Raw genomic sequence first — 13,387 nt, 5'->3', positions numbered from 1 at the left:
GGCTCAGCGCGGGTCGAGGCCCTTGAGCTCCGGCGGGAGCTCGCCGGGGTGCACGACGCCGAGCCGCTGGGTGGCCCGGGTGAGCGCCACGTAGAGGTCGTTGTGCCCGCGCACGCCGTCGGCGATGATCCCGACGGGGTCGCCGACCAGCACCGAGTCGAACTCCAGGCCCTTGCTGCCCTCGGGTGTGAGGACCACGGGGCCGCTGGTCAGGTCGCCGTCGCCGGACGCCGAGGGCAGGGCCTGCCGGACCGCGGCGGTGACGGCGTCCAGCCGGCTGAACGGGACGATGACGGCGAGCGTGCCGTCCTCGGCGTCGTACTCCGCAGCCGCCGCGGCGACGGCGCCGGTGAACCCGTCCTCGGTCACCTGGTGCGACCACGGCAGCTCGCCGGTGGAGCGCACCGACTCCGCGGCCGATGCGGCGGCGCCGCCGGCGGCCAGCACGTCCGCGGCCACGGCCATGATCTCGGCCGGCGTCCGGTAGTTGACGGTGAGCTCCTCCAGGCGCCAGGTGCTGCCGAGGTGCGGCTCGAGCACCTCCCGCCAGCTGGTGGCGCCGGCCAGCGTGGAGGTCTGGGCGACGTCGCCGACCAGGGTCATCGAGCGGGTGGGGATCCGGCGGAGCAGCACCCGCCAGGCCATCGAGGAGAGCTCCTGCGCCTCGTCGACGATGACGTGCCCGTAGGTCCAGGTGCGGTCGGCCGCGGCCCGCTGGGCGGTCGACCGGCTGTCGCGCTCCTCGTGCCGCCCGGCCAGGCCCTCGGCGTCGAGCAGGTCGCCGGCCGACAGCTCCTCGGACTCGTCCTCGGTCTCCCAGTCGGTGGAGCGGGAACCGTGCAGCAGGTCGAGGGTCTCCTGCGCGTGCCGCAGCCGGCGCTGCCGCTCGCGGCGCTCCCGGTCGCGCTCGGCGGAGTCGTCGACGCCGAGCAGCTCGTCGGCCTCCTCGAGCAGCGGCACGTCGGCGGGGGTCCACGGGGCCGAGGCCGGGCGGAGCAGCAGCTCGCGGTCGGTCCCGCTCCACCCCTTGGTGGCCGACTCCAGCCGCCGGCGGGAGGAGAACAGCTCGCCGATCAGCCGCTCGGCGGTCAGCCGCGGCCAGAGCCGGTCGGCCAGCGCGTGCACGGCCGGCTCGGTGGCGACCTCGCGGCGCAGGGCGGCGACGTCCTCGGGGCCCATCAGGTTGGCGCCGCCGAGGACGTTCTCGCCCAGCTTGTCGGCGTACTTGCGCGCGACGATGTCGATGACCGCGCGGACGGCGGCCGGACGGGCCTCGTTGTGCAGCCGGGACGCCCCCCGCGCGCGGCTGCGCACCTGGGCGGCATCGGCCTTGGCGAAGCGGATCGGCGTGCCGTCGACGGTCAGCACGACGGGCTTGTCGAGCACCGCCTGGCGGTCGCGCACGGCGGTCGCGACGACCCGCACCATCGCCGGGCGGCCCTTGACCTCGGCGACCTTCGGCGCCTCCTGGGCGTGCGCGTCCAGGCCGGGCCGCAGCCCACCGAGGTCGGTGAGCACGACGCCGGTCTCGCCGAGGGAGGGCAGCACGTCGGCGATGTAGCCGAGGAAGGTGGGGGAGGGGCCGACGATCAGCAGGCCGCTGCGGGCCAGCCGCTCGCGGTGGGTGTAGAGCAGGTAGGCGGCGCGGTGCAGGGCGACGGCGGTCTTGCCGGTGCCCGGGCCGCCCTGCACGACCAGGACGCCGCGGTGGTCGGCACGGATGATCCGGTCCTGCTCGGCCTGGATGGTGCGGACGATGTCGCTCATCCGACCGGTGCGCGTGGCGTTCAGCGCGGCCAGGAGCACCGACTCCCCGGCGAGCCCGGACCGCTGCGCGAGGTCGGGGTCGGAGAGGTCGAGGGTCTCGTCGGTCAGGCCGACGACGGTCCGGCCGCGGGTGCGCAGGTGCCGGCGGCGGCGGACGCCGAGGTCGTGCAACGGGGTGGCGGTGTAGAAGGGCTGCGCGGCGGGGGCGCGCCAGTCGACCAGCAGCGGTTCCTCGCGGCCGTCCTCGGTGTTGAGGCCGATCCGGCCGATGTAGCGGGGCACCTCGGCGTCGTGCCGGTCCAGCCGGCCGAAGCACAGCCCGTGGTCGGCGGCGTCGAGGGCGACGATGCGCTGGGCGTGCAGCTCCACCGCGGCGTCGCGCTCGCCGATGGCCTGCGGGTTGTGGGGGACCAGGGCCAGGGCGTCGGAGAGGCGCGCGACGGTGCGGGCGCGCAGCTCGTCCAGCCGGCGGTGCAGTCCGCCCACGTAGGCCTGCTCGGCCGCCAGCTCGGCGTCCTGCGGGTCGGGGTCTCGCACTGTCGACAAAGCCCATCGCTTTCACCGGGGTACGGGTGGATCGCGCCCGCGGCGCAACTGCCCATCCTGCGCGGATCTTCCCGTCCGTGTCACCCGCGACCCGGGTGGCACCGGCCACGTCGACGCCGCGGGTCGGCGTCGAGAAGTACACGGAGGGGACACCTCGGGGACACATCCGGCTCCTAGCGTTCCGCATGAGCCAGTGACCCGAGGGGAGATCGCCATGAGCACGACGACGAAGGAGCGGACCACGTGGGTCTGCGACAACTGCCGGCACGAGGTGACGACCGCGCGCAAGCGGTGCCGGGACTGCGGGACCTCCCGCTACTGACCGCCGGTCACGCCGCCGGCGGGGCGCCGCGCAGCCGGACGACGCTGGCCCGGAAGCGGCCCTCGCCGTAGAGGCGCCACGCCAGCCGGGTGCCGCGGGGCACGCCGTGCAGCAGCCGGGCGCGGTCGCCGGCGCAGGCGTCCTCGAGGGCGAGGCCGAGCACCAGCAGCCGCTGGCGCGCCGGCAGCCCGCACCGCACGGTCCGGCTGATCGCCGTCCACCCGGCGTCGGTCAGGTGCCGGTCGAGCAGGGGGAGCAGGGTCTCCTCCTCCGCGGTGGTCTGCGCGTCGACGTCGTCGGCGAGGGCCCGGCAGGCGCGGGCGAAGGCGAGGCGGGCCGGAGCGGTACCGGCGACGGCCCACTGCCGGGCGGTGGTGTCCAGATCGCGCAGCCGGGCGTCGATCCGGGAGCAGGCGAGGGTCCACTCCGAGACCGCGGTCTCGGCGGCGGCGCGCTCGGCGTCGGGGACGGCGCGCAGCAGGGCCGGCCAGAGCGCCTCCCGCTCGACCGCGTGGTGGTGCAGCAGCACGCGGGAGACCAGCCCGGCGTGGCAGCCCAGCGTCCCGGTGCGCGCGCACTCGCCGTCGGGCGCCCAGCCGGCGAGGTCGGCCAGCGTGCGCAGCTCGCGGCGCACCAGCTGGTGCAGCACCCGCTGGTAGGCCGCGGCGCGGCTCCGGACCGGTGCCGCGGTGCTGACGGGGGCCGCGTCGACGGGGCGCCGCGGGCGGGGGACTGTCGGGGAGAAGGAGCGGACCGCGGTAGCGGTCATGGCGCACCTCGTGGGCGGTCGGGCCGGGTGCTCGCGGTGGAGCGGGATGCCGGGGAGGGTAGGACCGGCGGCGCCGCGGCGGACACCGGTTTCCGGGTCGGTGCGGGCGGGCCTCGGTGCGGCCCGGCGGGTCCGCGTCACGACGTCGTCCCGAGGTGACCGTGGGTGAGCCGGCGTGGCTCCGGACGCCGTGCGGACCAGTTCCGGAGCGGGCGCCGGGAGCGGCGACAGCGGGCGGACGGTCCACTACGGTCGGGTGGATGGGGAGCGTCGTGTTCCGCAACCGGGTGACCGTCTGTGGCGTGCCGTCCGGTCGCCCCCTCGTGTTCGTCCACGGCTTCGGCTGCGACCAGACCATGTGGCGCCTGGTGACCCCGGAGTTCGAGCGCGACCACAAGGTCGTGCTGTTCGACCACGTCGGCTCCGGGCGCTCGGACCTGTCGGCCTACGACCACGAGAAGTACGCCTCCCTCGACGGGTATGCCTGCGACGTCGTGGAGATCTGCCGGGAGCTGGGCCTGAGCGACGTCGTCCTGGTCGGCCACTCGGTGAGCGCGATGATCGGCGTGCTGGCCTACCACCGGGCGCCGGAGCTGTTCGGCGCGCTGGTGATGATCGGCCCGAACCCCCGGTACGTCGACGACGGCGACTACGTGGGCGGGTTCAGCCGCACCGACATCGTCGGCCTGCTCGACGCGCTGGACAGCAACCACCTCGGCTGGTCGGCGGAGATGGCGCCGGTGATCATGGGCAACCCTGACCGGCCGGAGCTGGCCGAGGAGCTCACCAACAGCTTCTGCCGCACCGCACCGGACATCGCCCGGCAGTTCGCGCGGGTGACCTTCCTGTCGGACAACCGCGGCGACCTCGACGGCATCGCGGTGCCGACGCTGGTGCTCCAGTGCAGCGCCGACGCGATCGCACCGGACAGCGTGGGCGTGTACGTGCACTCGCGCATCGGGGGCAGCGAGCTGGTGCGGCTGGCGGCCACCGGGCACGTGCCGCAGCTGTCCGCACCGGAGGAGACGGCGGCCGCCATCCGTGACTTCCTGAGCCGATGAGCGGCGCCGGCCCGGTCGACCCGGGCGCCGCCTCCTCCTCGGCCTCCCTGGACCGGCTGCTGGAGGACGACCCGGCCGATCTCTACGAGAACGCGCCCATGGGGTACCTCTCCACGCTGCCCGACGGCCGGATCGTCAAGGTGAACCGGACGTTCTGCGCCTGGACCGGCCGGCTGCCCGACGACCTGATGAACAGCCGCTTCCAGGACCTGCTGAGCGTGGGCGGCCGGGTCTTCCACGAGACCCACATGGTGCCGCTGCTGCGCATGCAGGGCGCGGTGCGGGAGATCGCCATCGACATCCAGCGGGTGGACGGGTCGCTGCTGCCCTGCCTGCTCAACGCCGTCGAGCTGCGGGACGCCGACGGCCGGCCGCTGCTGGTGCGCGCCACCCTGTTCGAGGCGACCGCGCGCCGGCGCTACGAGCGGGAGCTGCTGGCCGCGCAGCGGCTGGCCGAGGAGTCCGAGGGGCGCTCGCGCACGGTGCAGAAGGTCGTGTTCGACCTGGCGGCGGCGACCACGGTCGAGGACGTGGCGACGGTCATCGTGCAGCGCAGCCGGGCGGCGCTGAAGGCGCACGGCGCGGCGCTGGTGCTGGTGCACGGGGAGGCCGACGACCCCCGCGAGCTGCCGGCGCTGCGGCCGGTGCGGGCCGAGGGGCTGTCCCGCGACCTGCTGCGGCGGCTGCGGGAGGCGGCGGGCAGCCGGCTGGCGCTGGAGATGGCGCAGGGCGTGCGGTCGATCGTGCTGGACCCCCGGTTGCGGGCGGGCCAGCCAGAGCTCGCCGCAGCGATGGCCGAAGGAGGGACGAACGAACTGGTCATCGTGCCGGTGGCTGCCGACAGCAAGCGGCTGGGTGTGCTGGTGCTGGCGCTGGGGGAGGGCGCTCCCGGGCAGCTGATCAGCCTGGAGGAGCCGGGCCAGCGCCGGCAGATGGCGACGTCGCTGGTCGACCTGCTGTACACGCTGGGCCGGCAGGCGGGCCAGGCGCTGGAGCGGGCGCGGTTGCAGGAGGAGTCGATGCGGCAGGCGGAACGGTCCGCGTTCCTGCTGGAGGCCGCGCGGCTGATGGCCGGGGCCGCCGGCGTCGAGGACACGATGGAGCGGCTCGCGGCGCTGGCGGTCGACCGGCTGGCCGACGTCTGCCTCATCGACCTGGTCACCGAGCACGGCCTGACCCGGCCGGCCGTCCGCCACCGCGATCCCGCCCGGCAGCCGCTCCTGGACGTGCTGCGCGAGAAGCAGCTGGCAGGTCAGGCGCCGGGGCATCCGGGGGTGCGCGCCCTGCGGGAGCGGCGCACGCAGTGGGTGCGCGACGTGGACGAGACGCGGCTGGAGGCCATGACCCTCGCCGGGGACCACCGGGACATCGTGCGACAGCTGGACATCGGCTCGGTGGTGAGCGTGCCGATGCTGACCGAGGGGCGGCGCCTCGGCGTCATCACCCTGGCCACCGACCGGGAGCGCGAGCCGTTCACCGCGGCAGACGTGGAGGTGGCCGAGCAACTGGCCCTGCACCTGTCGCAGGTGGTGGACAAGGCGCGGCGGTTCGAGTTCGCCGAGCAGACATCGCACACCCTGCAGGAGAGCCTGCTGCCGCCGCGGCCGCCGCAGGTACCGGGCCTGCGGACGTCGGTGCGCTACGTGGCTGCGACCCAGGGCGTGGACGTGGGCGGGGACTTCTACGACGTCGTCCGGCTGCCCGGGGACCTCGTCGGTCTGCTGGTGGGCGACGTGGTCGGGCACGACATCACCGCCGCCGCCACGATGGGGCAGCTGCGCAGCGTCTGCCGCGCGCAGATGGCCGACCGGCTGTCGCCCGCCGCGCTGATCGAGCGGCTGCAGAGCAACTGGGAGCTGTTCGAGCTGCAGCGGATGGCGACGGTGCTCTTCGGCCTGCTGGATCCGGCGTCGGGGGAGCTGCGGCTGGCGTCGGCCGGGCACCTGCCGCCCGTGCTGTGCGGGGGCGGCTCGGCGGAGTTCCTGCCGGTGCGGCCGACCCGGATGCTGGGTGCCCCCGCGGCCGAGGGCCCGGTCCAGGAGTGGGTGGGCGTCCTACCGATGGGGGCGACCCTGGTGCTCTTCACCGACGGGCTGGTGGAGAGCCGGGACGCCGACATCGATGCGGGGATGGACCGGTTGCTGGAGGTGGCCCGCCGGGCCTGCTCGGCCGACCCGGACGCGCTGTGCGACCGGCTGCTGTCGGAGCTGGCGGGGGCGCACCGGGCCGACGACATCGCGCTGCTCGCCCTGACCCGGACCTGAGCCGAGGGCGGTCCCGCTACCGGGCTGGGCGGTTTGGGGTCACCATGGATCCGACTCCGGTGGGAGGCGGTCATGGATTCTTCGGCTCGTGTGAACCCGGTCGCCGAGGCGATCGACGGGGCGACCGGTGACTGGTCGATGTCGGGCGACGCGATGCGCTGGTCACCCGATCTCGCGGAGCGCGCGCCGGCCGGCGGCGAGCTGGGCGGGGTGGACTCCGGGGCCGGCGTGGGCAGTGCGCTCGGCCTGGACGTGCTGGGCGTGCGGCGGCTGGTGTCCGACGCCCTCACCTCGCTCGGCACCGTGGCCGCCGACGTCGCCACCGAACTCCGCGCACTCACCCGCGGCTCGCCCTCGGATCCTCCGGAGGACTGACCGCGCCGCCCTGACTAGGGTCCGGCTGATGGACGACGTCATCGATCTGCTGGTGCGGACGCCGATGGGCCTGCCGGGCGCCGCGGGGCCGGCCGAGCAGGGCGGGGTACCGGCGGAACCGGGTCTCTACGCGTGGTGGGCGCGGCCGGGCACGCTCCCGGGCATCACTGGCCCGGCGCATCCCGAGGGTCGGCTCGAGTTGATCTACGTGGGCATCGCACCGAGCCGGGCGTCGTCCCGGGCGAGGCTGCGCAGCCGGGTGCTCGGTAACCACGCGGGCGGCAACACCGGCAGCTCGACCCTCCTGCGGTCGCTGGCGGCGCTGCTCACCGACGACCAGGGGTACCGGACCCGCTGGACCAGCCGGACGGTGCTGGAACCGGCCGACGAGCAGCGGCTGACGGCGTGGATGCGCGAGCACCTGTCGCTCACCTGGGCGGTGCACCCGGCGCCGTGGGAGGTCGAGGCCGGGATCATCGAGCAGCTCGCGCCGCCGCTGAACCAGGCCGACAACCGGGCCCACGCGCTGTACGCCGTCGTCCGGGAGGCCCGGGCCCGCTGGACGGCGTCGGCCCGCCCGGGGTGACCGGCGCGGGTGCCCGCCCGCCGGCTCCGGAGCGGTGCCCGTGTACAACGGCGGGAGAGCACGGCCATCTCGACGTGGGGAGTCGCATGAGCAACTCGTTGGTCCTGGCGCCCGCGCCACGGTCCGATGCCGCGGAGCGGGTGCGGGCGGAGGTGCGCGAGTTCCTCGCCGACGAGCTGGCGGCGGGCACGTTCACCACGCACGTGGACACCTGGCTGTCCGGCGTCGACCCGTCGTTCTCCCGGAAGCTGGGCGAGCGCGGCTGGCTCGGGATGACCTGGCCGAAGGAGTACGGCGGCCACGAGCGGTCGGCGATGGAGCGCTACGCCGTCACCGAGGAGCTGCTGGCCGCCGGTGCACCGGTGGCCGCGCACTGGATCGCCGACCGGCAGTCGGGGCCGAACCTGCTCACCTACGGCACGGAGAAGCAGCGGCAGGAGATCCTGCCGCGCATCGTGCGCGGCGAGTGCTACTTCGTCATCGGGATGAGCGAGCCCGACTCGGGTTCCGACCTCGCGTCGATCCGCACCAAGGCGGTGCGCAACGGCGACGGCGACTGGGTGGTCAACGGCGCCAAGGTGTGGACGTCGAACGCACACGAGTCGCACTACGGGATCGTGCTGGTCCGCACCTCGCCGTCGGACCCCTCGAACCGGCACGCCGGCATGTCGCAGCTGCTCATCGACCTGTCGCTGCCGGGCATCACGGTCAACCCGATCCGCATCCTCGACGGCGGCCACCACTTCAACGAGGTGGTCTTCGACGACGTCGTCGTCCCCGGCGACATGCTGCTGGGTGAGGAGGGCAACGGCTGGCACCAGGTCACCGCGGAGCTGGCGTTCGAGCGGTCGGGGCCGGAGCGGTTCCTGTCGACATATCCACTGATCGCCGAGTTCGGACGTCGGGTCGTCGACTCCGGCGACCCGGCGCAGCTGGCGGTGCTCGGCCGGCTGTCGGCGCGGGTGCTGGCGCTGCGGCAGATGTCGCTGCGGATCGCGGCCGCGCTGGACCGCGGCGAGCTGCCGAACATCCCGGCGGCGCTGGTGAAGGACGTCGGGACGACGTTCGAGGCCGACGTCATCGAGGAGGTGCGGCGGGTGGCCGACGTGATGCCGTCGCTGGACTCACCGGACCCGCTGGCGCGGGCGCTGGCCGAGGCACAGCTGCACCAGCCCGGCTTCACGCTGCGGGGCGGGACGAACGAGATCCTGCGAGGGATCGTGGCGCGAGGGCTGGGGCTGCGCTGATGGCTGATCAGGACCTGGTGGTCGAGACGGTCCGGGACATCCTGTCCGGGCACGAGCCGTTCGTGCTGACGCCCGCGCGCCGGTGGGACGAGGGCCTGTGGTCGGCGCTGGCCGAGGCGGGGCTCACCGGCGTGGGGCTGCCGGAGGAGGCCGGTGGCTCCGGGGGCGAGCTGGCCGACGCCGTGGCGATCGTGCGGACGCTGGCCTCGGGTGCCGCGGCGGTGCCGGTGGCCGAGCAGCTGCTGGTGGCCGGGCCCGCGGTGATCGCGGCCGGGCTGATCCTGCCGCCGATCGAGGAGCCGCTGACCTTCGGGATCGCCGACCCGGTGACGGCGACGTCGTCGGGGGACGGCTGGACCCTGACCGGCACCGCGGCCGACGTCTCGTGGGCCGGGGTGGCGGCGCACGTCGCGCTGCTGGTGACCGGTCCGGACGGCGCGGCGCTGGCGCTCCTGCCGACGTCGGGGCTGCCCGTGTCGGGTGCGTTCAACCTCGCCGGTGAGCCGCGGGGCTCGCTGACGCTGGAAGCGACGCCCGCCGCGGTGGCGCCGCTGACCGAGGGGCAGGCGCGGGAGCTGCGGGCCGGGTTCGCGTTGGCGCGGGCGGTGCAGCTGGGCGCGGCGCTGGAGCAGGTGCTGGCGTGGACGGTGCAGTACGCGGGGGAGCGGCACCAGTTCGGCCGTCCGCTCGGCAAGTTCCAGGCGATCCAGATGGAGCTGGCCGAGATGGCCGGCGAGGTGGTGGCGGTGACGGCGCTGACCGACGCCGCCGTGCAGGCGCTGGCGCACGGGTCGGCGGACGTCGTGCTGGCCGCTGCGGCGGCGAAGGTGCGGGCAGGGGCGGCCGTCGAGGTGGTCGCCCGGCTGGCGCACCAGGTGCACGGTGCGATCGGCTTCACCCAGGAGCACAAGCTGCACCACCTGACGCGGCGGCTGTGGTCGTGGCGGGACGAGGCGGGCAGCGAGCTGGTGTGGTCGCGGGTGCTGGCCTCCGGGCTGCTGGCCGACGGGCCGGACGGGCTCTGGCCGGCGCTCACCCGGGTGGTCTGAGCTCTGTGCCGGGGTCGGCCGGGGGAACCCGGCCGGCCCCGCGCGGTCAGACGGTCTCGGGTACCCGGAGCTGGGCGACGACGAGTTCGAAGGTGGCGACCTCGAGCGCCTGGGCGCCCATCTGCCGGGTGAACTCCTGGCGCAGCTCGGTGGCGCGGTCGAGCGACTGCTGGAGGGCTTCGCGGCTGTCGTAGGTGACGGCGGTGGTGGCGCGGCCGTCCTGCGGGTTCACCAGCATGCTGACCGAGCAGAAGCCGGGGATGTCCTCCAGGCACGGGACGATGCTCACGCCGAAGGCGTCGGTCATCCGGTCCAGGCGGTCGGGGTGCCCGCGGGTCCAGGTGACCCGGGCGCAGGCCCCTTCCGGAGCGGGGTGCAGGCGGTGGAGGACGGCGATCGTCCACTCCTCGACGACGGCGGGGCCGCCCAGGATGTCGGCGGCGCGGGCACGCATGGCCTTGACCTCGCCGGCGCTGCGGTGGAGGGCGGTGCTGTCCTCCCAGGCGGTGGTGACGATGCAGCGGCCGGAGTGCCGGTCGGCGAGCATGGAGAGGCCGATGAAGCCGTCCATGCCCATGACGGCGGGCAGCACCCGGTCCCGGACGTAGACGACGCCTCGGTCGATGTTCGGCGGGCTGCCGGAGATGGTGGTGGAGCGCGCGTACATGCGACGGTTCCTCTCGCGAGCAGGCGAGCCACGGGCGGCGTCGCCGCCCCTGTCACTGTCCTCGCCGGCGGGCTGCTTGGGAACGGTTCCGGACGCGCTGGTTCCGCCGCTGTTCGGACCGGGCGGTCGCTCTCAGACGGTCTCGGGGACGCGCAGCTTGGCGACGGCGACGTCGTACTCGCTGGTCTGCCGGACGCGGAGGCCGGTCTCCTCGGTGAAACGGTCCTGGATCGCGGTGGTCCGCTCGCTCGCACCGGTCATCGCCTCGCGGCTGGCGTAGGTGACGGCGGTGGCCGCCCGGCCGGTGGGGCGGTCGATCAGCACGCTGACGCTGCAGAAACCGGGGAGCTCCTCCAGCTGCGGGAGGACGCCGGTGCGGAAGGCGTGAATCCTGCGGTCGGTGTGGGCCGGATCGCCACGGGTCCACACCACCCGGCTGCACGCTCCTTCGCCGGTGGGCCGTAGGCGGTGCAGGACGGCGATCTCCCACCGCTCCACGCGGGGCACTCCGCGGAGGATCTCCGCGAGACGCTGGCGCAGGACCCGCACATGGGGAGCGCTCCGCTGCACGGCGTCCGCGTCCTCCCACGCCGTGGTGGTGATGCAGCATGCCGACGGGCGGTCGGTCAGCATGGACAGACCGACGAAGCCCTCCATGCCCGCCACCTCGGGCAGCACCCGGTCCCGCACGTAGTCGATGGCCGGGTCGAGGCGCTGCGGGTCGCCCACGATGGTGGTGGACCGAGCGTGCATGGGACGTCTCCTTCCCGGGAGCCGGCGCGCCCTGGTCGGCGTCGCCGCCCTCCGTACTGTCCTCCCGCCGGGGCGGGAAGGAAACGGTGCGGAGCGTGCCGGTTCACGCGGGCCGGGGGCGGCGGGCGCTGAGGTGCCCGTCCGGTCGTCGGCGGACCGGTTCGGCACCGGCGTAGCGCCCTGGTGCCCGCGACACGTGAGGCGGCCGGCGCCTCGGAGACGGACGGTCGGACATCACCGGCCGTGGCGTCGTCGGGATCCGAGGTGTCCGCGGCCGGGCCGTCAACAGTGGAGCGGGTCCGGTGGTGCTTGTTCCTCCAGCCACGGAGGTTCGGGCTCGGGTTCGTGGCACCAGCCCGGTGGCCGGGTCTCGCGGGAGACGCCGCTCGGCGTGCGGACGATCAGCCGCCCGTCGCGCAACAGCTCGAAGTGCCAGCCGCGGGCGAACGTCTTGATGCGGTGGTGCCGCCGGCACAGACAGCAGAGGTTCCAGCAGTCCGTCGGTCCGCCGTCGCCGTGCGCGATGCCGTGGTCGATGTCGCAGCGGCCGGCGCGCCGCTGGCAGCCGGGCATCCGGCAGTGCCGGTCACGGGTGTGGAGGAACCGTTGCTGGGCGGCGGTGGGCTCGTAGGCGGAGGTGGCCGGTGGTGGACGGAGCCCGGGGCCGTCATCGATCGGTTGGTCGGGTCGGCCGCGCCGCCGGCGGCGTCGGCGGGCGCCGCCGGCTCGCTGCAGTTCGCGGCGGGTGGCCACGGCGACGAGCCGGCCGGTGGTGGGGTCCTCGACGGCCACCCGGATGCAGCCGCCGGTGGGCGCGTTGCCGACTCCGAGCAGGTCCAACTCTCGGAGGAGCTCGCGGCACTCGGCGGCGGTGACGACCTCACCGGCGACCTCGGCGGGGGGCTGCGGGACCGGGTCGGTGGCGTCTGGCTCGGCCAGTGCTGCCAGCGGCGCGTGGATCGTCAGCTGGGCGGTGACGGGAGGCCGCGAGGTGTCCCACGGGCGCAGGATGAGGTCGGCGGCAACGGCGGCCCGGATGACACCGATCGGCCTGCGGTCGCCGTCGGCCCGCAGCAGCTGGGCGTACTGGTCGATGGCGTCGGCGCAGGCGGCCGCTCGTGCGACGGACAGGTCGATGACCAGCTGGCTCATCCCGTCACCGGTGCGGCAGGCGCGGACGTCGGCGCGCCGGGCTGCTTCCTTGCGTCGCTCGTCCAGCGCCTCGGCATCGAGCGTGGCGAGGGCGCGCCGGACCTGTCGGCGGAGCTGGGCGACCGTGCGGCGGCCAGCGCCAGGCAGTACCCGCTGTTCGATTTCCTGGGTCACGGCGGACTTCGCGGGGCCGAGGAGATCGACCAGCGCCCGCATCTTCTTCACGTCGATCTCGCCGGCGTGGAGCGCCTCCCACGTGGCGGTCATGGTGGTGGTCAGCACGATCGACTCCACGGCGAGGGCCTCGGCCTCGACCTCGGAGCAGCCGCGGATGAGGGCGAGCTCCGACACGAAGGTCTCGCTCACCTGCGCGAGGACCGGCGATCGGCGCAGTCGGCTGTCCAGTCCCGGGCCGCCCAGCGGGCCGAACTCGCGGTCGCGCTCGATCGCACGGCGGCGGGCCAGTGCCGCGATGGCTGTGGCGCGCTCGGCGGCGTAGCGGGACTCGCGTGCATCGGCCGCCCAGATGTCGGCGGCCAGTTCGAGATCGCTCAGCCCGGGGGCGATGGTGTCGGGCAGCTCCCGGATGCGGACGCCGTCGTCCGGATCGCCAGGTGCGGAGCCGTCGTCGAACACACCTGCACCGTAAGGCCGACCACTGACACTTTTCGCAGCTCAGCCGGCCGGTCCGGCGGTCAGTCGTACGGGTTGGTGAGCACCGTCCGGGCCTGGAGGACGTCGAAGGTGACCGGGGGCCGTCGGTGGTGGTGGTGCCCGGGACCGCGACCGTTGCGCCGCCGTCGACGGAGAAGGTGGCTCCCCAGGTGAC

General features: G+C 74.7%; 11 protein-coding genes. 6 read left to right on the top strand and 5 right to left on the bottom strand.

All coding sequences use genetic code 11. The features are described 5' to 3' along the window. Positions 1-3: 3 nt before the first annotated feature. Both C5507_RS07710 and C5507_RS07705 read right to left on the bottom strand, forming a co-directional pair. Entirely contained in the window at positions 4-2,304 is a 2,301-nt protein-coding gene (locus tag C5507_RS07710) for a HelD family protein (protein WP_242611373.1), read from the bottom strand. A gap of 338 nt (positions 2,305-2,642) precedes the next feature. Next, entirely contained in the window at positions 2,643-3,404 is a 762-nt protein-coding gene (locus tag C5507_RS07705; RefSeq protein WP_104527952.1) for a hemerythrin domain-containing protein, read from the bottom strand. A 260-nt stretch (positions 3,405-3,664) separates the two neighbouring features. Here C5507_RS07705 and C5507_RS07700 point away from each other — a divergent pair, with 260 nt between their 5' ends. The 6 genes from C5507_RS07700 to C5507_RS07675 all read left to right on the top strand — a co-directional run bounded on the left by C5507_RS07700 (position 3,665) and on the right by C5507_RS07675 (position 9,986). Further along, positions 3,665-4,465 (top strand): alpha/beta fold hydrolase, encoded by an 801-nt coding sequence (locus C5507_RS07700; RefSeq protein WP_104527951.1) that lies wholly within the window; start codon positions 3,665-3,667, stop codon positions 4,463-4,465. Beyond that, the gene (locus C5507_RS07695) at positions 4,462-6,729 is read left to right on the top strand and encodes a SpoIIE family protein phosphatase (protein WP_104527950.1); all 2,268 of its coding nucleotides are present in this window, start codon (positions 4,462-4,464) and stop codon (positions 6,727-6,729) included. Before C5507_RS07700 ends, C5507_RS07695 begins: the two co-directional genes overlap by 4 nt. A 72-nt stretch (positions 6,730-6,801) precedes the next feature. After that, positions 6,802-7,104: a hypothetical protein gene (locus C5507_RS07690; RefSeq protein ID WP_104527949.1), complete on the top strand. Its 303-nt coding sequence runs from the start codon at positions 6,802-6,804 to the stop codon at positions 7,102-7,104. Between the two features lie 28 nt (positions 7,105-7,132). Further along, the gene (locus C5507_RS07685) at positions 7,133-7,690 is read left to right on the top strand and encodes a GIY-YIG nuclease family protein (protein ID WP_104527948.1); all 558 of its coding nucleotides are present in this window, start codon (positions 7,133-7,135) and stop codon (positions 7,688-7,690) included. A gap of 86 nt (positions 7,691-7,776) precedes the next feature. Next, on the top strand, positions 7,777-8,937 hold the full coding sequence (locus tag C5507_RS07680; protein WP_104527947.1) for an acyl-CoA dehydrogenase family protein: 1,161 nt from the start codon (positions 7,777-7,779) through the stop codon (positions 8,935-8,937). Further along, positions 8,937-9,986 (top strand): acyl-CoA dehydrogenase family protein, encoded by a 1,050-nt coding sequence (locus C5507_RS07675; RefSeq protein ID WP_104527946.1) that lies wholly within the window; start codon positions 8,937-8,939, stop codon positions 9,984-9,986. Before C5507_RS07680 ends, C5507_RS07675 begins: the two co-directional genes overlap by 1 nt. A gap of 46 nt (positions 9,987-10,032) precedes the next feature. Here C5507_RS07675 and C5507_RS07670 read toward each other — a convergent pair whose 3' ends face one another. From C5507_RS07670 to C5507_RS07660, 3 genes are all read right to left on the bottom strand, one after another. Beyond that, entirely contained in the window at positions 10,033-10,653 is a 621-nt protein-coding gene (locus C5507_RS07670; RefSeq protein ID WP_104527945.1) for a hypothetical protein, read from the bottom strand. A gap of 132 nt (positions 10,654-10,785) precedes the next feature. Next, positions 10,786-11,406 (bottom strand): hypothetical protein, encoded by a 621-nt coding sequence (locus tag C5507_RS07665; protein ID WP_104527944.1) that lies wholly within the window; start codon positions 11,404-11,406, stop codon positions 10,786-10,788. Between the two features lie 282 nt (positions 11,407-11,688). Then, a complete protein-coding gene (locus tag C5507_RS07660; RefSeq protein WP_104527943.1) occupies positions 11,689-13,194 on the bottom strand; it encodes an HNH endonuclease signature motif containing protein in 1,506 nt (501 codons plus the stop codon). Positions 13,195-13,387: the final 193 nt, after the last annotated feature.

The organism is Blastococcus saxobsidens, from assembly GCF_002938435.1.
GTDB classification, from domain to species: domain Bacteria; phylum Actinomycetota; class Actinomycetes; order Mycobacteriales; family Geodermatophilaceae; genus Blastococcus; species Blastococcus saxobsidens.
The sequence above is the reverse complement of the archived record's forward strand: the minus strand, read 5'-3'. Positions and strand labels throughout refer to the sequence as shown.

Excerpts from the sequence above, each read along its gene's own strand:
- C5507_RS07705 (WP_104527952.1), bottom strand. The coding sequence starts at position 3,404 with ATGACCGCTACCGCGGTCCGCTCCTTCTCCCCGACAGTCCCCCGCCCG.
- C5507_RS07700 (WP_104527951.1), top strand. The coding sequence starts at position 3,665 with ATGGGGAGCGTCGTGTTCCGCAACCGGGTGACCGTCTGTGGCGTGCCG.
- C5507_RS07695 (WP_104527950.1), top strand. The coding sequence starts at position 4,462 with ATGAGCGGCGCCGGCCCGGTCGACCCGGGCGCCGCCTCCTCCTCGGCC.
- C5507_RS07690 (WP_104527949.1), top strand. The coding sequence starts at position 6,802 with ATGGATTCTTCGGCTCGTGTGAACCCGGTCGCCGAGGCGATCGACGGG.
- C5507_RS07685 (WP_104527948.1), top strand. The coding sequence starts at position 7,133 with ATGGACGACGTCATCGATCTGCTGGTGCGGACGCCGATGGGCCTGCCG.
- C5507_RS07680 (WP_104527947.1), top strand. The coding sequence starts at position 7,777 with ATGAGCAACTCGTTGGTCCTGGCGCCCGCGCCACGGTCCGATGCCGCG.
- C5507_RS07675 (WP_104527946.1), top strand. The coding sequence starts at position 8,937 with ATGGCTGATCAGGACCTGGTGGTCGAGACGGTCCGGGACATCCTGTCC.
- C5507_RS07670 (WP_104527945.1), bottom strand. The coding sequence starts at position 10,653 with ATGTACGCGCGCTCCACCACCATCTCCGGCAGCCCGCCGAACATCGAC.
- C5507_RS07665 (WP_104527944.1), bottom strand. The coding sequence starts at position 11,406 with ATGCACGCTCGGTCCACCACCATCGTGGGCGACCCGCAGCGCCTCGAC.